Raw genomic sequence first — 18,481 nt, 5'->3', positions numbered from 1 at the left:
TTAAGTAATACAAAAAAGCGGCTAAACAGGATAAACACTGTTTGCCGCTTTTTGATTTATTTCTTTATTTTACTTCTTCAACAATTTTGCCGCTTCAATCGCATAGTAAGTTAAAATACCATCAGCACCGGCGCGTTTGAATGCCAACAGGCTTTCCAAAATGGTTTTTTCGCCATCCAGCCAACCGTTTTGAATGGCAGCCTGAAGCATGGCATATTCGCCGGAAACTTGGTAAGCATAAGTCGGTACGCCGAACTCGTCTTTAACTCGGCGGACAACATCCAGATACGGCAGACCCGGTTTTACCATTACCATGTCTGCGCCCTCTTGAATATCCAATGCTACTTCGTGCAAGGCTTCGTTAGTGTTTGCAGGATCCATTTGGTAGGTTTTCTTGTCTGCCTTACCCAAATTGCCGGAGCTGCCGACAGCATCGCGGAACGGGCCGTAGAATGCTGAAGCATATTTTGCCGAATACGCCATGATGCGCGCATGGATATGTCCGGCATCTTCTAAGGCTTCGCGGATGGCAAGAATACGTCCGTCCATCATGTCGGATGGGGCAATGACTTGTGCGCCTGCATCGGCATGACACAAAGCCTGTTTTACCAAAACTTCAATGGTTTCATCGTTGAGGACATAGCCATTTTCATCGGTTAAACCGTCTTGGCCGTGAATGGTATAGGGATCCAAGGCAACGTCGGTCATGATACCCAGCTCTGGGAATTTCTCGCGCAGGGTTCGTACCACTGTCGGCACCAAGCCTTCAGGGTTATAAGCTTCCTCCGCAAACTCGGTTTTGTTTTGCGTTACCACAGGAAACAAAGCCAGCATAGGAATGCCGAGCTTCAGTGCTTCTTCAGCGGTAAACAACAATTTGTCCAAACTTTGGCGTTTGACACCCGGCATGGATGGGACTGCCTCTTCCTGATTCTGGCCTTCCAATACAAAAACTGGATAGATTAAATCATCTGCCGTCAAAGTATGCTCGCGCATCAGACGACGTGAAAAATCGTCTTTACGCATACGGCGCATACGGGTGTTTGAGACATAACGCGGAGGGAAATTCATAACAATTGCCTTTCAATAATGAAGTCTTAAAATCAGTCTTCGACTTGACGTATGGCTTTGACCGAACGTTTGATTTCGCTGAGCGTACCGGTTTTATAACTATTACGTTCCTGCTCGGTCATGCCGTTTTGATCCAATTTGGCGATATTTTTCAATGCCTCGGCATATTGGCCGTCTGAAAGTTTTTCCTGTTTGATGCGCCAACGGTTGTTCACTTCGGAAGCCGTCCATAAGCCTACTTTGTTGTAGTAGAACAAAATGCTTGCCGCCAGCGTCTTCATATCGCTGTCGGGTTTGGCACTGCCGATACTGCGGCCGATACGGTTGTTTCGCTGATCGACTGCCTGGTCGGCAAGGTAACGGCTGAAGTAGTCGTCTTTACCTTCTCGCAACTCCATATCCGTCAGGCGCGCATTACCTGCTTTTTCGGCAATAATGCTGTCGAATTTAGAAGCAATCGCCGCCTGCCATAATGCTTGGCGTACGGCATTGACCTGTGTTCCCCTGCTGTCGCCGTTTGCTTTGTCGTCCAAACCTGTACGCTCGGCAAAGCGTGTGGCATTACTGGTCATATTGATTAAGCCTTCGTCTTCCATGCCGATAACTTGGGCGGCTACGGGATGGTTAAGCGCAAATTGTGCCATTTTACTGCGGCGGCTTTGATCTTCCTGATACGATTGGCAACCGGACAATACCAGCATGCCGAAAACGGCGTATTGAATGTGTTTTTTAATATGTTTCATGATGTAACTATCGATATTATTGTGTGAGTTCAACTTCTTTGTTTAACATAGAAACGCCCGTAAGCGCAAAATAATTCCCATACGGCCAAATCGGCGCATGAATGGCTATTTTATAATAAAAATAAGGCCGTCTGAAAATTTTCAGACGGCATAAGTATTTTTAACCTACCAAGCTTCGAATTTGCGGCCAATAAAACAGACAGGCTATCGAGCAAATAGCAATACTGATACCAGCTGCATTAATGCTGCTGATTTTTTCTTTAAACATTGCCGCACCAATCAGCGTACCCAAAACAATCACGCCAATATTCATACCGGCAAAAACCAAAGTCGGATTATCCTTCATGATTTGGTGTGCCGAAATGTAGGTAACAATATTCAAAAAATTCAGGCAGCCTAAAATCATACCGCCCAAGATGCCCTCTTTGGTCCATTTGCTTCCTTTGGCAAACAGGTAGCCAAACATCAAGATACCAGCCAAACAAAACGCCACCAGCAAATTACCGGCAAACGCGGTACCGCTTTTCGCCACTTGTTTGAACAAAATATCGATGACGCCGTAGCCGCACCAAACGCCCAAAAGCAGCATCACTTGCGTACTGAGGCCGCCGGATTTCTTGCCGCCATCGCTTTTCCAAAGTAAGAAAAACAGTGCCGTAAATGCCAATACCAAACCAATCAGACGGTCTTCAGTCAACTGCTCATGGAAAAGCATGAATGAAGCGACAATCGGCAGAAACAGCGATAAGCGTTGTGCTGCGTCTGATTTGACGATACCTGCCGCATCTACCGATTTGCCCATAATGACAAACACGGTTGGCAGCAAAATACCCAAGGCCGCAAAAAGCCACCACGTCGGTAAAAATACCTGCGGATTGCTCAAATCAGGCTTTAACACCAGCATGGTCAAAGTGACGGCAACGATATAGTTCACCGCCACCGCCTGCTCGATATTGATTTTTTGCTTGCGCGCCACTTTCAGCAATACGGACACCAACACGCTGCAAACGATACTTGCCAATAAATATGCCATGCTTTAAAACCATCCTTGAGTGGAGACGGGCTTATCTTCATTCAGTTTAATCAGTCCGATGACTACACGGTAAATAAACCAAATGGCAGTTACCAACAAAATCAGCCAACCAATTAAGATCAGTGTAGTAAAAGTTCCCAAAACCGTACCCACTAAAGACACCCAAAATGTCTTAATCAAATAATCGATATGACTGGCGTAAATACTGCCTTGAGCCTCATCGCGTTTAACATACGCCATAATCACACCGACAACGGGGGTAAACAAAATCAATAAGCCCACAGCATATGTAACATAAGCAATAAAAACATAGTTTTTTACGTCAGAGCTGGGCGTGTTGACCACATTTGTCGCTGTATCATTGAAGCTGTTGTCTTTAACTTCCTGACGTTCGTACTGCATAGCCGCATCATAAGCCAAACGTTTTTCCGGATGAGACAATACTTCAAACGCCTGTCCGATGGCTTTGAAACGCTCCGCATCTTTCTGAATATCCGGATTGGTCACCAATTTGCCATAAGCCTCGCGGATAAGGTTGATATCAGCATCCTGAGACACACCCAAGATTTCGTATAAATTCACTTGTTCCATCTATATTCCCCTCCTTTACGCGTCCACTGCAACATGAACATCTTGCGGATTAAGCGTCCGCAGGTTTTCAGGCTTCATGCCTACGATAAACCCACGTTTTCCGCCATTGATAAAAATCTCGTCTAAAACCCAAATGCTTTCTTCCACATAAACCGGCAACGCGGTTTTCATACCGAACGGAGACGTCCCACCGACCAAATATCCTGTCCATTTCGCTGCCTGATCCGCCGTTGCCGGCTCGATGTGTTTCAAGCCCAGTTCGCGCGCCAGATTGCGGGTGGAAATATGTTTGTCGCCATGCATTAAAACAACCAAGCCTTTTTTATGCTCATCCTGCAAGACAATCGTTTTGATGACTTGATGCTCGGGCTTGCCCGTACATTCGGCAAAACGCGCTGTACCGCCATGTTCTTCATACGCATAAACATAAGGGACAAAATCGATTTTCTTACTGCGTAAAAAGCGCACTGCCTGCGTAACCGGATATTCTGCTTTACTCATGGGTTGTTTTCTGCCATCCTTTTCAGACGGCCCCTCTTAAATGTGGAACGTAAACAGTCGCAATGTTACCATACCTTCTTTTTGAAATCAGGAGACAACATGGACATCCGCTATCTTGGTGCAAGCAAACGCTATTCAGAAGCCGTCGTAGCCAACGGCTTGGTTTTCCTCTCCGGCATGGTTCCGGAAAATCCTGAAGCCGATGCCAAAGCGCAGACTGAAAATGTTTTGGCGCAAATCGATTCGTGGCTCGCGCAATGCCAATCCGATAAAGCCCATATTTTAGAAGCCACCATCTATCTGCCCGATATGAACGACTACGCCGCCATGAACGAAGCCTGGGATGCATGGACAGCCCCTGAACGCGCTCCGGCCCGCGCCTGCGTGGAAGCGAAACTGGCTTCGCCCGACTGGAAGGTTGAAATCAAAATCACCGCCCTTCAAATCAAATAAAACACAATCCTCAGGCCGTCTGAAAACGCAGCTTCAACCAAGTAAGCGCAGTTTTTCAGACGGCCTTTATTCTTTTGCGGTACAATACCGCCCTTAAATTTTTCTATTATTTCAAAGCACAAACAGCCATGTCCAAAAAAACCAAGCAAGAATTAGAAAACAACAAACTCAGCAAACGCCTGCGCCACGCCGTCGGCGATGCCATTAACGATTTCAACATGATCGAACCGGGCGACAAAATCATGGTCTGCCTTTCCGGCGGCAAAGACAGCTACGCCCTTTTAGACATTCTGCGCCAGCTTCAAGCCAGTGCGCCGATTGATTTTGAACTGGTCGCCGTCAATCTCGACCAAAAACAGCCGGGCTTCCCTGAAGAAGTATTGCCGACCTATCTCGAAAGCATCGGCGTTCCCTACAAAATCGTTGAAGAAGACACCTACTCCACCGTTAAACGCGTATTGGACGAAGGCAAAACGACTTGTTCGCTGTGCAGCCGCCTGCGCCGCGGCATCCTCTACCGCACCGCAAAAGAATTGGGCTGCACCAAAATCGCCTTGGGACACCACCGCGACGACATCCTCGCTACCATGTTCCTGAATATGTTTTACGGCGGCAAACTCAAAGCCATGCCGCCCAAGCTAGTGAGCGACAATGGCGAACACATTGTCATCCGTCCTCTGGCGTATGTCAAAGAGAAGGACTTGATCAAATACGCCGAGCTGAAGCAATTCCCAATTATTCCATGCAACCTCTGTGGCTCTCAGCCCAACCTGCAACGCCAAGTCATCGGCGACATGCTGCGCGATTGGGACAAACGCTTCCCCGGCCGTATCGAATCGATGTTCTCCGCCCTGCAAAACGTTGTTCCATCGCATTTGGCCGATACCGAACTCTTTGACTTTGTCGGCTTGGAACGCGGTCAGAGCCTGAAACATGGTGGCGACTTAGCGTTTGACAGCGAAAAAATGCCGGAACGTTTCTCCGACGGTAGCGAAGAAGACGAAAGCGAAATCAAAATCGAGCCGCAAAAAGCCGAACGCAAAGTCATCAATATTCTGGCAAACAAACCTAAAACCTGCGGTTTATAATTCCATTTAATTTTCAGACGGCCTTTCGGTAGCTATTTACCGAAAGGCCGTCTGAATATTCATATTTAAAATTTTTCTATTCTTTTTTATCTATTCTTTCCCTGACAAACCGTGCAGCAACAATCCCAATACGTCTTGCGGCAGCTTTTGCGGCGCGGCGGCATAAAGCGCGGTCAGTTGAGGATGGCGCATCAATATATCCGCCTGACGGATGAACAGGTCGATGAGTTCCACCGGCAAATCGGGCTGAATCAGGCGGCGTTGTTGCAGGGTGTGGAAGAAACCGCGCATAAAGGCGTATTTTTCTTCGTTCAATTCGTGGAAAAACCGCTCCAGCTCTAAATCGGTATTCTCTTCGATGTCGCGCAGGAAAACGGCGGAATAAAGCTCTTCAAATGATTGTTTTTGCAGGGAAAACACAGCCTCGGCAGCTTCGCGCAAGCTGCATTGCCGTTTAAGCAGATTTTCAAATTCGGCACGGACGTAGTTTTTCTGCTCGGTAACGATTGCCTGCAAGAGTGCGTTTTTACCGCTGTAATATTTGTAAAAAGTGACGCGGCTGACGGCGGCCTCGGTGCAGATTCCGCCCACGGATACGGCGGAAAAACCGTGTTCGCGGAACAGGCGGCGGGCGGTGTCGGCGATGGTTTGTTGTTTGCTGGCAGTCATGACGATAAGAAGATTTTGATTTTGTTCATAAAGGTTTTTCATTAAAGTTATCCGCAAGTCGGATGCTTATCATATTTCCCCACGGCGGCAATGGCAATATGGCGGCTTTCAGACGACCTCTTTCCTTATCCCTCCGCTCCGCCCTACGAATGAGGGCTATCGGATGCTTAGCAGGCCAAATTCATGAAGATTACAGAATCTGCCTCCTCCAACCTTCTCCCCAAAATAGGAGAGGGATTTTTTTTGGTCGATTCACAAGATAAGAGGGAAGTAAAGTGAATGATAAACACTTGCATTCCTGTTTCTTATTTCTTATACTTTACATTAATAGTTTATTTTATGTAAATGTGTAAACACAAATATTTGCATACTGACGGAGCAATTGGATTACCTGATGTTCAATCCACCCCGTCGTATGCCGTCTGAAAGGATAAGGAAATGCAGAAACACACCCTCCGCCGCCTCCCCCTATTGATTGCCGCCGCTTTCGCCTCCGAATGGATTTATGCCGCCGATGCGGTACAAGATGCGGAACAAGTGCAGTTGGAAGAAGTCGTCGTCACCGGCGAACGCACCAACCGCAGCGGCTTTGAAACTGCCACGTCCAACCGCGTTTTCACCACGCCGAATATCGACCGCAGCGGCCACAATCTTTCCGCAACCGACCTACTCAAACAGACCGTGAACACGGTGGACTTGGGCAGCGGTAACGATTTACCGACCGTGCGCGGCGTGGACGGCTCCGGCCCCGCCGTCGGCGCGGTGGCGTTTTTTGCGGGCACGCGGCCGCGCCTGAACCTGTCCATAGACGGCCGCTCCGCCACTTACAATGAATACGCCTTCGGCACGCAGTCGCTGTGGGATATGCAGCAAGTGGAAGTCTTGCGCGGGCCGCAAAGCCATGTGCGCGGGCAGAACGCGGTGGCGGGCGCGGTGGTGATGCGATCCAAAGACCCGACCGACGAATGGGAAGGCGCGCTGCGCTTGGGTTTGGGCAACCAGAAAACGCGCAACATCGCCGGCGTAGTGTCCGGTCCGATTGTGAAAAACAACCTTGCCTTCCGCTTGAGCGCGGAACGGCAGCAGCGCGAAAGCTATGAGCCGTTCGTGTCCTATGAGCCGACCGGCAACCCGCGCCGCGTGGAAAACAACAACGTGCGCTTCAAACTCCTGCTCACGCCCGAAAACCATCCCGATTTTTACAGCCGCCTGACACTGAACCATATCCGTTCGTGCGCTCCGCAAAACGAAATCATGGGCAACACCGCCAGCCGCCGTTTTTTAAAAGAAAAACCCGTGTTCGTAACCGGCTCGACATCAGGCATCTGGGACGTATCGTGGCAGCTTAACGACTATCTAAAACTGGAAAACAAACTGGTTTACGGCCGCTACCACAACGAGCGGCTGCACCTGCCGATGACCGTCAGCCCGCAAGGCGTACCCGCCGAACTCAAAGGCCGCGAACTGCAATGGGAGCCGGTATTGCATTTTTCAAACAAAGGCCGTCTGAAAGGCCTTGCCGGGCTGCACTACTTCCGCAGCAAACAAGACGAATGGGTGGATATCCGCAGCGTCGGCGGCCGCAATACCTTTGACGACCGCAACAGCGTGCGCGCCCTGTTTGCCGAAACCACATACAGCCCCAGCGAAAAATGGGACATCACGGCCGCCGCCCGCATTGAAAAAGAAACGCACAAACGAAGCGGCGGTAGCGGCGCACTGCACCTTGATTTAGACAAAGGCCAGACCGTGTTCCTGCCCAAAATCGATATCGCCTTCAAACCCACTGACCAATGGGTCAGCGGCATCAAAGCCGCGCGCGGCTACAACCCCGGCGGCGCGGGCATCACCTTCGGCCGCCCCGTCGTAACCTACACTTATGAACCCGAATATGTGAACAACTACGAGTGGTACACCCGCTGGCGCAGCGCAGACCGCCGCCTGCAACTCTCCGGCAACCTGTTTCTGAACCACTACCGCGACATGCAGCTCCCCTTCTATCTTGGCACCAACTCCGTCGTCATCCGCAACGCCAAAAAAGTTCATACCTACGGCGCGGAACTCGCCGCCGACTGGCAGGCGACCGACAGCCTGAAACTCACCACCGGACTGGGACTGCTCAACACCAAAATCAAAAGCTATCCCGACAGCGGCATCGAAGGCAACAAACTCGGCCGCGCGCCCAAATACACCGCCAACATCGGCGTGAAATACCTGAACGACAAAGGCTGGGAAGCCGGCGGCGACGTGCGCTTCTACGGCGGCTACTACTCCGCTGCCGACAATGCCGAATCAGGCAAAATCAGCGCATACAACCAAGTCAACCTCTACACCGCCTACAACTTCAAACAAGGCCGCGTCTCGCTCTACGCCGACAACGTGTTCAACCGCCGCCAACCCATATTCATTTCCAGCGCCGACCGCCAAGACGCGCTCTACCAACGCCCCAGAAGCGTAGGCGTGAGCGCGGAATGGAAGTTTTAAATGAAGCTGAAATGATGGAGGCCGTCTGAAAAAACATAGGTTGGACATTTATGCCCGACCTACCGTTTATTCCTCCAAAACACCCAAAGGAATCCCATGCACTACTTCACCCCCGCCAAAACCCTGCCCGAAGGCACCATCTACCTGACCGACCTGACCCACGTCGCCGACTTCACCGACTGGCTGGCCGAATTCGAAACCCTGTTAAGCCAAAACTGCCGCTTCGCCACCGTCTGCACCCCGATGCGGCGGCAGGTGAGCGATGAACAGCGCATTGCCGATCGCAAAACCTACATCGAATGGATAAAGGCACATCGGCCGCAACTGTCCGAACGCTGCGCCGCCATGCTCCTTATCGAACCCAACGTGGCGCAGCTGGCGTTCTTCCGCGAACAATCGTCCAAACTCGGCCCCGCGCTGGGCGTGAACTACATCGTCGAAGCAGATGAAACAACCGCCCTGTTTCGCGCAGAAGAAGCATTGAAGGCCGTCTGAAAAGATACTAAACCTATTTAAATACAAATCAAGTATTGCCACCCAATATGTTCAGACGGCCTTGTCCCTTTATTTGCCTCATCTTCAAAAGAATCATGTGATGTCCGACAATCAGACTTCTCCAAACTCACGCGACTGGCTGCTGCTTATCGGCGGCAGCACTTACAAATTCACGCTAACCGGTTTTTATCTGGTCGCGCTGGTCGCTATTTTGAAAAATCACGGTTACAGCCTGAACCAACTGAGCTGGATTCATTTAATCGGCAGTATCGAAGCAGCGAAGGTATTGTTTGCCGCACTGATGGAGCGGCGGCCGGCGGGGCGGTTCGGGCGGTTTCGCAGCTGGCTGCTGGCGGCGACGCTGGGGCTTTCGGCAGTGTTCGGGCTGATGGCCTGTACCGACATAACGCAGAACTTCGCGCTGCTTTTGACCTGCTGCGTACTGCTCTCGGCGATGTCGGCGGTGTACGGCTGCGCGATGCTGGGTTTGTCGTGCATCGTCCTGCCGCACCGCGAACGCGGTTTCGGCGGCGTGATTCAGACGATGGCGGCGCGCGGTGGCAAGATGATCGGCGGTGCGCTGGTATTGTGGCTGTATCAGGAATACGGACAGACGGCGGCGGCCGGCTTTATGCTGGCGTTCAGCTTGCTGATGCTGCTGCAACTCTTGTACTACCGCGAGTCGGACAGCCCGACGGCGCAAGGCGGTTTGACGGCGTTAGCGAGGCGGCTGATTTCCTTTTGGCGGCAGCCTGAAACGGGCTGGCGGTGGCTGGTTTTGCTGTTTGCCGTTGCCGCACCATATGCGTTTATGGCGGCAACCTTTGTGCCCAAACTGGCAGATTTGGGCTTCAACCCGAAGCAGACGGGCGGGATTTTGGCGGTAGGTATTCCTGTTGCCTGCCTGATTGTAACGCCGCTGTCGGGCTGGTTTGCGCGCAATTATCCGCGCCGCAAACTCGTGTTCCTACTCTACGTGCTGCAACTGCCGCTTTTGGTGTCCATGACTGCCATCGATACGCTCGCCCGCGTCCACTCTTGGCTGCCCCCCGCGCAAATCATCGCCCTGAGCCTGAGCTACACGCTGCTGCTGCCGGTGATACTGGCGTTGGTGATGGACAAATCCGACCGCGCCACCGCCGTACTCGACAGCAGCCTGCAATTTTCCGTCGTCCTGCTCGGCAGTTACGCGGCCGGTTTTGCCGCCCTACGGCTGGCAAAGTCTATTGGTTATACAGATGCGTATTGGGTTGCAGTGTACTTGGCCGTATTGGTAGGCCTGCTTTTATATTTGAATAGAAATTTATTCAATCATTCGGATCGTGATTCACAATAATTCGCTTAGATATTTATTCATCGATTTTAATTGAGCGCGCCTCCGGATAATTTTTCATTTTATTGCACAATCTCTCATGAAAATATAACAAAACGTGCCCATAATACTGCCGTTATTACACTCTTAAATTCAAAAGGAACCTCATGACTGCTGTTCTCATCGTTCTCGGCTTGATCGCCATTGTTGTCGGTATTTTAGGCACTATTTATCCTGCCTTGCCCGGATTGGGTTTGATGTTTGGTGGTGCATGGCTGTTGGGTTATGCCGGCGATTATCAAGTGTTTGGCTCGGGTACGCTGACATTTTTGGCCATCGTTGCCGTATTCGGTACTGCGATGGACTATGTGGCGGGTGCGTTGGGTGCAAAATATACCGGCGCAAGTAAAACCGCGGTTTGGGGTGCATTTATCGGCGGCATCGTCGGCGCATTCTTCTCCATTCCCGGCTTGTTGCTCGGCCCGTTGACCGGTGCGGCCATCGGCGAATTTATCGCACGCAAAGACACTTGGCAGGCAGGCAAAGTCGGTATCGGTACGTTTATCGGCTTCATCATCGGCACAGTAGCCAAAATCGGCTGTGCCTTGACCATTGCACTGACCATCCTGTTTGTTTGGTTGGCCTCGTTGTTCTAAGACAAAACATTAAAGGCCGTCTGAATTTCAAGCATTCAGACGGCCTTTTTATTTCGCTATTTATTTACCGCAACAGGCTTTGTATTTTTTACCGCTGCCACAAGGGCAAGGATCGTTGCGCCCCACTTTTTCGCCTTCACGGCGTACGGTTTGAGGTTTATTGATGATGGACTGCCAATACCAGTAAATATCAAGCAGGACATGCGGCAAATCAGATTCCAGCTGGGTCAACTCTTTTTCATTCAGATGTAAAATAACTTCGCCGTTTTCCTCTTCGTCGTAGATGCCCCCCAAAGCCATGATCGGATAGAACAAATCTTCAAACTCTTCCTGATCGACTGCTTCAAACCAATCGGTAGGCACAATATCCAATGCGTAAAGGTAGGCGTTACACCAAGTGTAAAAATCCGGATTGCCGGCTTCATCTTCATAAAACCACAAATCAGGCAGAATTTTTTCGTTGAGCTTCATGCGCATATCGGCGGCCATTGCCATCACCAAACGCTCGATTTCAGTGCGCTCTTTGGCATCAAACAAAGATTCTTCACCTAAAATCTCAGGCAGCCAGTTGGTCGGATTCAAAGCATCCGGACCGCTCAATAAAGCCATCATAAAACCTTGAACTTCATCACAACGCATGGTGTTGTGGGCTTCGGATTTGGCATCCAACAATTCCATCAAGCGGCTGCGTGCCGCTTCATCAAAAGTCAGTATTTGCATTTTTGTTCCTTAAAATAAAATCGTATTATTGTTTTCAGACGGCCTGAGCATGGATACGCTGCCGCATTTGTTCAAACAGACAAACCGTTGCTGCCATCGCGACATTCAGGGATTCGGTTTGCCCCAACATGGGAATTTTGACACAGGCATCGGCCTTCTCTTTTACCCTTTCGCTCACGCCGCTGCCTTCGTTGCCAAATACCCAAGCACAAGGTTGACTGAGGTTCATTTCATACAAACCGATATTGCGCCCGCCCAAGGCGGTTGCCCAAATTTGATGCTGATACGTTTCTATCCAAGCGGATAATTCCACTCGGCTGAAAATAGACAGCAGAAAATGCGCGCCCATCCCCGCTCGTAACACTTTAGGCGACCAGATATCCACGGAATCATTGCCGCACACAATTTGCTTGACTCCTGCCGCCGCCGCGCTGCGCAAAATTGTGCCTGCATTACCGGGGTCTTGTACCCGCTCCAATACCACACAATCGCCGTCTGAAGGTAAACCTGCCTGCTGCGGAATATCAATCCAAGTCATCACATCATCGGCATCGGTCAGGCTGGTGATTTTAGACAGTGCTTCGTTACCAACCCAAGTAATCAATCCCTCATCCAACTGCGCCGTCATGTCTTGAATTTCAGGATGTTGCTGTTTCTTTTCAGGCAGATAAACCTGTTTGGGCGTACCGCCGCTTTGCAAATAAGTTTGCAGCAGATGTACGCCTTCCAATACGGTTTCACCGCTTTCACGCCTTGCTTTGGCCTGCGTCAGCAGACGGAATAAATGTTTGAGCTGTTCGTTTTGAGCAGAGGTAATCAATTTCATGGAGCGCATTATAACTGTTTTGACTTCGTTGAAGCTATGCTTTCAGACGGCCTGACGGTTTTGCTACGAAAATAAAAAACCCTTGCAATGAAGCAAGGGTTTCACATAATTTCATTTTTTACTGTACAACAGTCTGCTGCTCATGTTGCTGCTCGGTACGGACAGTCGGACGGTTTTCAAGTTTACCGTCTTTTGCCGCATTCGGCACAACAGTCTCGCCAGGCTCTGAAGCTGCTTTATCACTAGGTGTACCGCTCACTGGAATGATATTTTGGGCAGGCTGAGTAATAGACTTCTCTGCAACCGGCAGAGTGTCACGAGAAGTTTGCGGCGTAAACTGCCATGCCGTCACAGCAATGGCACACACGCTGGCAACGGCTGCGAAGAATTTGAAGAAGCCGCTATTGGCCGCTTCACGCTGAGCATATTTTTCCTGTTTGCCTTCAGCTTCGGCTTGAGGCACTGTAAATGCTTTGCTTTGCATGCTTTCATCAGCCACCTTTACCGCCGCGCCCTGACGGATACAGTCGCCGATAATGTGGTACTCATGCCAAGCGCGCATGGCTTCTTCGTCTGCCAATACGGCATCCAGCATCTCATCAGTCAATGCTTCACCGTCCATCAATGCAGACACATACTCCAATGCTTTATTTGTTTTTTCGTTCATTTTTATTACCACCTTTGATCTTCAGAAGTATCCAACAGCGGCCGCAAATCTTTTGCAATCAGTTCACGCGCTCTGAAAATACGCGAACGTACAGTACCTATCGGACAATCCACTACCCGAGCTATTTCTTCATAAGACAAGCCATCCATTTCCCTAAGCGTAATGGCTTGACGCATATCGTCTGGCAGTTGCGCAATGCTTGCTTCGACGGTCTGCAAGATTTCCCGATTCATCATTTCAGCTTCCGGCGTATGGTAATCCGCAATCTGATCGGTTAAATCAAGAACATCTCCCTCCTCATTGGCTGCTTCCGAGCTGACAAAAAACTGGCGACCCGAAGTGGTCAGAAAATTCTTTGCCGTATTGATACCGATACGGTACAGCCACGTATAAAATGCACTCTCACCTCGAAAATTAACCAGCGCACGATAAGCCCTAATCATTGCCTCTTGGGTTACATCGTGCACTTCATGCTCATCCTGAATAAAACGGGAAATCAGTCTGTTTAGCCGACGCTGATACTTGGACATCAGCATCTCGAATGCCTTATGGTCACCTTTCTGCGCGCGCTCCACCAAAACTTGATCTATTTGGCGATCGTTCATACCCAACCTTTAATCGTTTTACTGCTTTAAACCAAAAAATAGTAAAGCGTGCTGTGCACAATAAAGACAGCATCGCTTTGAAATAGTTCCACAAGATTACATTTAATCGCAAAAGTTTATTCGTGCAGATGCTCTAACATAAGCTGTATTGCTTATTATATATACACTTAGCACAAGTAGTTAAATTACTAATACTTACTAAATTTACAGTTAGTCTCTTTGCTTTTCTGCTATATATTTGACCAACTTTTCATGAACAGGCAGATAGCCTTCCCCTATTTGAACATCGCTTCCCACCCGAAGATTAACAACAGCAAGGCACTTGTTGCCCATACTTAGGATAATTGGCCAATATTTACGGACGAGTGGCACAATATGACACTCTTGCAATAGTTTTTCGACTGATTTTTCCCTCTGTCCCGACTGAATCACATCACTTTTGGCCACACTTCTAAGTACCGCCGGCTTCTCCAACTCCTCTTCCGACAAACCTCCCTTAAACGGTAATAAAACAAAACCATTTTCGAGCAAAATATCTTTCAGACGGCCTTGAACTTCCCTGCCATTACACCAAGGCAGTTTTTGAAACTCACTTTCCTGACAAACAAACAGCTTGTCCCGATATGCGACCAGTTCCCCATCTGGCAAATTCAACTGCGCCTGATCAGCGGTTTCCAATACTCGGGCAAAATCGACAATACTGTGATAAGAAGGCAATGATTCCGTTTGCTTTCGCAAAAAATACCAAAGCAGCCGACGACGCAAAAGCGGCGTACATTGTCGCCACAGACTGATGCTGAATATTCCGTTTGGACTGATGCGCTGGTATTCAGACTCAATCAATTCATCTAAAAGCTGCAAATCTTCCTGCAATAATCGAACATTGGCACAAATTTGCTGCTCAAAATTCGGAATACGCTGCTGCCATTGCGGTAAAGCCTGATTTCTCATCCAATTGCGTAAATAGCCGGAGTCTTCATTACTTTCGTCTTCGACAAAAGACAGCCCCCACTGTTGCGCATACTCAGCCAGTTCCTGACGGAAAAATGCCAAAAGCGGCCGCCAAATTTGAATCTCTTCATTTAAATCACGCCATACCGGCATGGCCGCCATACCGCGCAATCCGCCACCGCGCACAGCCGACAGCATAAATGTTTCGATTTGATCATTGCGGTGATGTGCCAAAACAATAATTTTCTTCAGGCCGTCTGAAAATGCCTGATATCGGGCAGCCCTAGCCGCCGCTTCCAAACCTTTTTCTTGTTTTTCCACATTGACACGGCACACCCGCAAGGCAACATTCAGACGCTGACAATAATCCTGACAAAATTTTGCCCAACTGTCGGCATTGGTGCTTAAACCATGATGAACATGGACGGCACGCAAATCAAAACGGCGGAATTCGCGCATCCGGTGCAAAAGATGCAATAGGACGACAGAATCCAATCCGCCACTCAAGCCAACTTCAAAAACAGTATAGCTCGGCAAATCAGGAAAAGCTGCTTGAAAACTTTTAAATAGGGGATCAGGGGATACTTGCGACATTTCAGACGGCCTGAAATTGTGAATTACTCAAAAATAGAACACAAAAAAAGCAAGCAGCGACGGCATCTGCTTGCTTCTTCAACAGTCAAACTTATTTATCGGTAAATTTACCGTAAGCCATGATGCGGTCGAAACGGCGGGAAAGCAAGTCAGGCATAGTCATGCTTTGCGCTTCGCTTAATTGCTGTTCCAAAACGGTTTTGACGTTTTTCATCGTGGTTTCAAAATCACGGTGTGCGCCGCCCAAAGGCTCATCAATTACTTTATCGATGACATCCAACTCTTGCAGGCGTTTGGCGGTAATACCCAATGCTTGCGCGGCATCCGCTGCTTTTTCAGCGGTTTTCCAAAGAATAGAGGCGCAACCTTCGGGAGAAATCACCGAATAAGTCGAATATTGCAGCATATTGACGTAGTCACCGACAGCCACTGCCAACGCACCACCCGAACCGCCTTCGCCAATGATGGTGCACAATACCGGCACATGCAGGCGGGTCAGTTCGTACAAATTACGGCCGATGGCTTCAGACTGGCCGCGTTCTTCTGCACCAATGCCCGGATACGCACCCGGGGTATCGACAAAGGTCATGACCGGAATATTGAATTTTTCGGCAGTCTGCATCAAGCGCAGCGCTTTACGGTAACCCTCTGGACGCGGCATACCGAAATTTCGGCGGATTTTTTCTTTGGTATCGCGACCTTTCTGATGGCCGATAACCATCACGCTTTGGCCGTTGAAACGAGCCAAACCGCCGACAATGGCATGATCGTCAGAATAATGGCGATCGCCGTGCAACTCTTCAAAATCAGTAAAAATACCGTTGATGTAGTCTAAAGTATAAGGACGTTGCGGATGACGGGACACTTGTGAAATTTGAGCCGGAGTCAGCTTGCTGAAAATCGACTTGGTCAACTCGCTGCTTTTCTTTTGCAGTCTGGCAATCTCGTCGGAAATATCAACGGCAGATTCGTCTTGTACGAATCGCAACTCGTCGATTTTATTGGTTAATTCGGCGATGGGTTGTTCGAAGTCCAAAAAAACGGGTTTCATAAAACAAAGCTCTCGGTAACGGTTGCTGACATGATACGCTAATCAGACGTATTTGACAGCATTTCTCAAAGGGAAACTGCCATCTTTTGCAATAAAAAATCTTTCAGACGGCCTTTAACAAAGAAATAGTATATCTGCACTAAACGAATGAAGTGCCGTATCTTATGATAAACTTCAATTCAGTTCAATCATTTCAAACAGGCTATGAAAAACGATCATGACAATTCGTCCATGCGCTTGGACAAATGGCTGTGGGCCGCGCGCTTTTTCAAGACCCGCGCGCTGGCACAAAAACATATTGAGCTGGGCAGGGTTTTGGTAAACGGCTCGAAGGTGAAAAACAGCAAAAATATTTCTGCCGGCGACACCATCGACATGACTTTGAACTCCCTACCCTATAAATTCAAAGTTGCCGCGCTCAATCATCAACGCCGCCCGGCACCGGAAGCGCGTTTACTCTACGAAGAAGACATGAAAACGGCTGCCGAACGCGAAGCTCAAAAACAGCTCGACCAGGCCAGCCGCATCAGTGCCGCTTATCCGGACGGACGCCCAACCAAACGCGACCGCCGTCAGCTTGACCGTATGAAGCGCGATAGCTGGTAAAGCGTTTCATCCATTGTTTCAGACGGCTCCATATCCATGCCGTCTGAAAACCAAAAACAGGCAGGACATCCTGCCTGTTTTTATTTGTGATGATTAAAATTTATATTCTAACTGACCACGGATAACGTTTACGTCCTGCTTATCCGTGCCGACGGTAGGCGTAACCTGTTTGCCGGCCAAATAGAAGCCTTTGAGTTTCCAGTTTTTCCAAGGGATATAGGTCGCACCGATTTGCACGCCTTGGACGTTTTTGCTGTAATCCTCAACAGAAGAGACACCGGACAATGAACCGACACGGCGGTAGTTCAAGAATACATCGTAAGAATTGCGGACGTTCCAGTCGGCTGATTTATAGCGCACTTCCGTGAACACGCCATCATTTTTGATTTTTTGGCCGGCATCATTATAGGCTTTGATATTGGACTTGCTGACTGCAGCCATCCAATGCCAATCGTCATTAAACTTGATGTCCGTACCGATTTCTCCGAAGACCGCATTTTTCTTCGCACCGCGTACATCGATGTCTTTCATGTAGCTGACGGTTGCGCCGACGTTGATATTCTCATTCACAGGCAACATGCTTTGAACCGCGGCAAAATGTCTGCGGCGGCCGCCAATGCCCCATGCGTTGTCGTTCAGATTGCCAGTACGGCGGCCCGCATAGATTTTGGTAGGCAGGGTTTTATTGTCGAAGAAGATTTCGCCGCCGGTTACTTCGGTATCCCATACGCGACCGTATGAAGAGAACGCGCCAAATTTACCGACACGCGCTTTAATGTTGTTGTACAAAGTACCTTCGGCATACAGTTTATTCACCGGCACATCATGATCACCGTTGAACTTACCGGTTTCCAAATCAATATTCGGCTCGATTTGCGCAACCAATTTCCAATCTTTATACAGTTTTGCGCGTAACCAAAACTCTGCATTAAAATTGGTATTGGTGTCTTCAGGCGTCGGATTGATGCTGCTGTTGTTGGCATTGATGTCTTTGGTATCCGCACGTACGCGCAAGCCACCATTCACAGTCAACAAATCATTGAAAATGCTGATTTTATCGTCATCTTTGCGAATAATACTGCCAGAATTGACATAATCGTTGGTGGTGGCCAAAGCCACCGCATCACGTCCGCCATCAGCATTTTCTGCTAAAGAATAAGACGATGAAGCCAATAAAATACAGGTTGCAATCAGTTTGGTTTGAAATTTCATGCCGACTCTCCAAAAGAAGATATTGAAAGTGAAGTATTCGATAAAGCGTACAAAATTATGAATTTTGTATAAATTATTCATTTTATTTACTAATTATTTTTATCGTATGTAAATTAGTGTAATCAGTCAAGCAGATTTAAACGCTTTATCCTC

At 48.9% G+C, this 18,481-nt stretch carries 20 protein-coding genes; 7 read left to right on the top strand and 13 right to left on the bottom strand.

Annotation, left to right across the window (positions count from 1 at the left end; translation table 11 throughout):
* Window positions 1-69: 69 nt before the first annotated feature.
* From hemB to ybaK, 5 genes are all read right to left on the bottom strand, one after another.
* Complete coding sequence (gene hemB / locus ACTHTK_RS00225; RefSeq protein WP_107723194.1) at window positions 70-1,071, bottom strand: porphobilinogen synthase; 1,002 nt, start codon at window positions 1,069-1,071, stop codon at window positions 70-72.
* A 32-nt stretch (window positions 1,072-1,103) separates the two neighbouring features.
* Window positions 1,104-1,814 (bottom strand): DUF6973 domain-containing protein, encoded by a 711-nt coding sequence (locus tag ACTHTK_RS00220; protein ID WP_107723193.1) that lies wholly within the window; start codon window positions 1,812-1,814, stop codon window positions 1,104-1,106.
* 160 nt (window positions 1,815-1,974) lie between these two features.
* Window positions 1,975-2,847, bottom strand: a complete 873-nt coding sequence (locus ACTHTK_RS00215; RefSeq protein WP_107723192.1) for a DMT family transporter — start codon at window positions 2,845-2,847, stop codon at window positions 1,975-1,977.
* A gap of 3 nt (window positions 2,848-2,850) precedes the next feature.
* A complete protein-coding gene (locus ACTHTK_RS00210; protein ID WP_440378211.1) occupies window positions 2,851-3,438 on the bottom strand; it encodes a DnaJ domain-containing protein in 588 nt (195 codons plus the stop codon).
* Window positions 3,439-3,453: 15 nt separating this feature from the next.
* Window positions 3,454-3,939 (bottom strand): Cys-tRNA(Pro) deacylase, encoded by a 486-nt coding sequence (gene ybaK, locus ACTHTK_RS00205; protein WP_107723190.1) that lies wholly within the window; start codon window positions 3,937-3,939, stop codon window positions 3,454-3,456.
* 99 nt (window positions 3,940-4,038) lie between these two features.
* On the opposite strand from ybaK, the gene ACTHTK_RS00200 reads away from it, so the two are divergent.
* Window positions 4,039-4,392: a RidA family protein gene (locus ACTHTK_RS00200; protein WP_003683286.1), complete on the top strand. Its 354-nt coding sequence runs from the start codon at window positions 4,039-4,041 to the stop codon at window positions 4,390-4,392.
* Between the two features lie 128 nt (window positions 4,393-4,520).
* Complete coding sequence (gene ttcA / locus ACTHTK_RS00195) at window positions 4,521-5,480, top strand: tRNA 2-thiocytidine(32) synthetase TtcA (protein ID WP_004519719.1); 960 nt, start codon at window positions 4,521-4,523, stop codon at window positions 5,478-5,480.
* 90 nt (window positions 5,481-5,570) lie between these two features.
* Here the strand turns inward: ttcA and ACTHTK_RS00190 are convergent, their stop codons facing one another.
* Window positions 5,571-6,191: a TetR/AcrR family transcriptional regulator gene (locus ACTHTK_RS00190; protein ID WP_107723189.1), complete on the bottom strand. Its 621-nt coding sequence runs from the start codon at window positions 6,189-6,191 to the stop codon at window positions 5,571-5,573.
* Between the two features lie 396 nt (window positions 6,192-6,587).
* On the opposite strand from ACTHTK_RS00190, the gene ACTHTK_RS00185 reads away from it, so the two are divergent.
* The 4 genes from ACTHTK_RS00185 (at window position 6,588) to ACTHTK_RS00170 (ending at window position 11,096) form a co-directional block, all read left to right on the top strand.
* Window positions 6,588-8,633 carry a TonB-dependent receptor gene (locus ACTHTK_RS00185; RefSeq protein WP_107723188.1) on the top strand — a complete coding sequence of 682 codons (2,046 nt, stop codon included), beginning with the start codon at window positions 6,588-6,590 and terminating at the stop codon, window positions 8,631-8,633.
* Between the two features lie 96 nt (window positions 8,634-8,729).
* On the top strand, window positions 8,730-9,128 hold the full coding sequence (locus tag ACTHTK_RS00180) for an extensin (protein ID WP_440378210.1): 399 nt from the start codon (window positions 8,730-8,732) through the stop codon (window positions 9,126-9,128).
* Window positions 9,129-9,228: 100 nt separating this feature from the next.
* Window positions 9,229-10,464, top strand: a complete 1,236-nt coding sequence (locus ACTHTK_RS00175; protein WP_107723186.1) for an MFS transporter — start codon at window positions 9,229-9,231, stop codon at window positions 10,462-10,464.
* A 143-nt stretch (window positions 10,465-10,607) separates the two neighbouring features.
* Window positions 10,608-11,096 carry a DUF456 domain-containing protein gene (locus ACTHTK_RS00170; protein WP_049333782.1) on the top strand — a complete coding sequence of 163 codons (489 nt, stop codon included), beginning with the start codon at window positions 10,608-10,610 and terminating at the stop codon, window positions 11,094-11,096.
* A 60-nt stretch (window positions 11,097-11,156) separates the two neighbouring features.
* On the opposite strand, the gene ACTHTK_RS00165 is transcribed toward ACTHTK_RS00170, so the two are convergent.
* The 6 genes from ACTHTK_RS00165 to ACTHTK_RS00140 form a co-directional block, all read right to left on the bottom strand.
* Window positions 11,157-11,816: a YecA family protein gene (locus ACTHTK_RS00165; RefSeq protein ID WP_107723185.1), complete on the bottom strand. Its 660-nt coding sequence runs from the start codon at window positions 11,814-11,816 to the stop codon at window positions 11,157-11,159.
* Between the two features lie 34 nt (window positions 11,817-11,850).
* On the bottom strand, window positions 11,851-12,642 hold the full coding sequence (locus ACTHTK_RS00160) for a TrmH family RNA methyltransferase (RefSeq protein ID WP_107723658.1): 792 nt from the start codon (window positions 12,640-12,642) through the stop codon (window positions 11,851-11,853).
* A gap of 118 nt (window positions 12,643-12,760) precedes the next feature.
* The gene (locus ACTHTK_RS00155; protein WP_107723184.1) at window positions 12,761-13,309 is read right to left on the bottom strand and encodes a sigma-E factor negative regulatory protein; all 549 of its coding nucleotides are present in this window, start codon (window positions 13,307-13,309) and stop codon (window positions 12,761-12,763) included.
* A 5-nt stretch (window positions 13,310-13,314) separates the two neighbouring features.
* Window positions 13,315-13,914, bottom strand: coding sequence for an RNA polymerase sigma factor RpoE (gene rpoE / locus ACTHTK_RS00150; protein WP_004519728.1), 600 nt, complete (start codon window positions 13,912-13,914; stop codon window positions 13,315-13,317).
* Between the two features lie 210 nt (window positions 13,915-14,124).
* The gene (gene tilS / locus ACTHTK_RS00145) at window positions 14,125-15,333 is read right to left on the bottom strand and encodes a tRNA lysidine(34) synthetase TilS (RefSeq protein WP_440379742.1); all 1,209 of its coding nucleotides are present in this window, start codon (window positions 15,331-15,333) and stop codon (window positions 14,125-14,127) included.
* A gap of 217 nt (window positions 15,334-15,550) precedes the next feature.
* Complete coding sequence (locus ACTHTK_RS00140; protein ID WP_049333774.1) at window positions 15,551-16,510, bottom strand: acetyl-CoA carboxylase carboxyltransferase subunit alpha; 960 nt, start codon at window positions 16,508-16,510, stop codon at window positions 15,551-15,553.
* Window positions 16,511-16,714: 204 nt separating this feature from the next.
* On the opposite strand from ACTHTK_RS00140, the gene ACTHTK_RS00135 reads away from it, so the two are divergent.
* Window positions 16,715-17,116, top strand: coding sequence for an RNA-binding S4 domain-containing protein (locus ACTHTK_RS00135; protein ID WP_003679090.1), 402 nt, complete (start codon window positions 16,715-16,717; stop codon window positions 17,114-17,116).
* Between the two features lie 93 nt (window positions 17,117-17,209).
* Here the strand turns inward: ACTHTK_RS00135 and ACTHTK_RS00130 are convergent, their stop codons facing one another.
* On the bottom strand, window positions 17,210-18,409 hold the full coding sequence (locus ACTHTK_RS00130) for a hypothetical protein (RefSeq protein WP_107723182.1): 1,200 nt from the start codon (window positions 18,407-18,409) through the stop codon (window positions 17,210-17,212).
* Window positions 18,410-18,481: the final 72 nt, after the last annotated feature.

Origin of the sequence: Neisseria sp. P0006.S009, assembly GCF_051962915.1 — a bacterium.
Lineage (GTDB): Bacteria > Pseudomonadota > Gammaproteobacteria > Burkholderiales > Neisseriaceae > Neisseria > Neisseria subflava_E.
The sequence above is the reverse complement of the archived record's forward strand: the minus strand, read 5'-3'. Positions and strand labels throughout refer to the sequence as shown.

Coding starts and splice junctions, on each gene's coding strand:
- hemB (WP_107723194.1), bottom strand. CDS start 1,071: ATGAATTTCCCTCCGCGTTATGTCTCAAACACCCGTATGCGCCGTATG.
- ACTHTK_RS00220 (WP_107723193.1), bottom strand. CDS start 1,814: ATGAAACATATTAAAAAACACATTCAATACGCCGTTTTCGGCATGCTG.
- ACTHTK_RS00215 (WP_107723192.1), bottom strand. CDS start 2,847: ATGGCATATTTATTGGCAAGTATCGTTTGCAGCGTGTTGGTGTCCGTA.
- ACTHTK_RS00210 (WP_440378211.1), bottom strand. CDS start 3,438: ATGGAACAAGTGAATTTATACGAAATCTTGGGTGTGTCTCAGGATGCT.
- ybaK (WP_107723190.1), bottom strand. CDS start 3,939: ATGAGTAAAGCAGAATATCCGGTTACGCAGGCAGTGCGCTTTTTACGC.
- ACTHTK_RS00200 (WP_003683286.1), top strand. CDS start 4,039: ATGGACATCCGCTATCTTGGTGCAAGCAAACGCTATTCAGAAGCCGTC.
- ttcA (WP_004519719.1), top strand. CDS start 4,521: ATGTCCAAAAAAACCAAGCAAGAATTAGAAAACAACAAACTCAGCAAA.
- ACTHTK_RS00190 (WP_107723189.1), bottom strand. CDS start 6,191: ATGAAAAACCTTTATGAACAAAATCAAAATCTTCTTATCGTCATGACT.
- ACTHTK_RS00185 (WP_107723188.1), top strand. CDS start 6,588: ATGCAGAAACACACCCTCCGCCGCCTCCCCCTATTGATTGCCGCCGCT.
- ACTHTK_RS00180 (WP_440378210.1), top strand. CDS start 8,730: ATGCACTACTTCACCCCCGCCAAAACCCTGCCCGAAGGCACCATCTAC.
- ACTHTK_RS00175 (WP_107723186.1), top strand. CDS start 9,229: ATGTCCGACAATCAGACTTCTCCAAACTCACGCGACTGGCTGCTGCTT.
- ACTHTK_RS00170 (WP_049333782.1), top strand. CDS start 10,608: ATGACTGCTGTTCTCATCGTTCTCGGCTTGATCGCCATTGTTGTCGGT.
- ACTHTK_RS00165 (WP_107723185.1), bottom strand. CDS start 11,816: ATGCAAATACTGACTTTTGATGAAGCGGCACGCAGCCGCTTGATGGAA.
- ACTHTK_RS00160 (WP_107723658.1), bottom strand. CDS start 12,642: ATGAAATTGATTACCTCTGCTCAAAACGAACAGCTCAAACATTTATTC.
- ACTHTK_RS00155 (WP_107723184.1), bottom strand. CDS start 13,309: ATGAACGAAAAAACAAATAAAGCATTGGAGTATGTGTCTGCATTGATG.
- rpoE (WP_004519728.1), bottom strand. CDS start 13,914: ATGAACGATCGCCAAATAGATCAAGTTTTGGTGGAGCGCGCGCAGAAA.
- ACTHTK_RS00140 (WP_049333774.1), bottom strand. CDS start 16,510: ATGAAACCCGTTTTTTTGGACTTCGAACAACCCATCGCCGAATTAACC.
- ACTHTK_RS00135 (WP_003679090.1), top strand. CDS start 16,715: ATGAAAAACGATCATGACAATTCGTCCATGCGCTTGGACAAATGGCTG.
- ACTHTK_RS00130 (WP_107723182.1), bottom strand. CDS start 18,409: ATGAATAATTTATACAAAATTCATAATTTTGTACGCTTTATCGAATAC.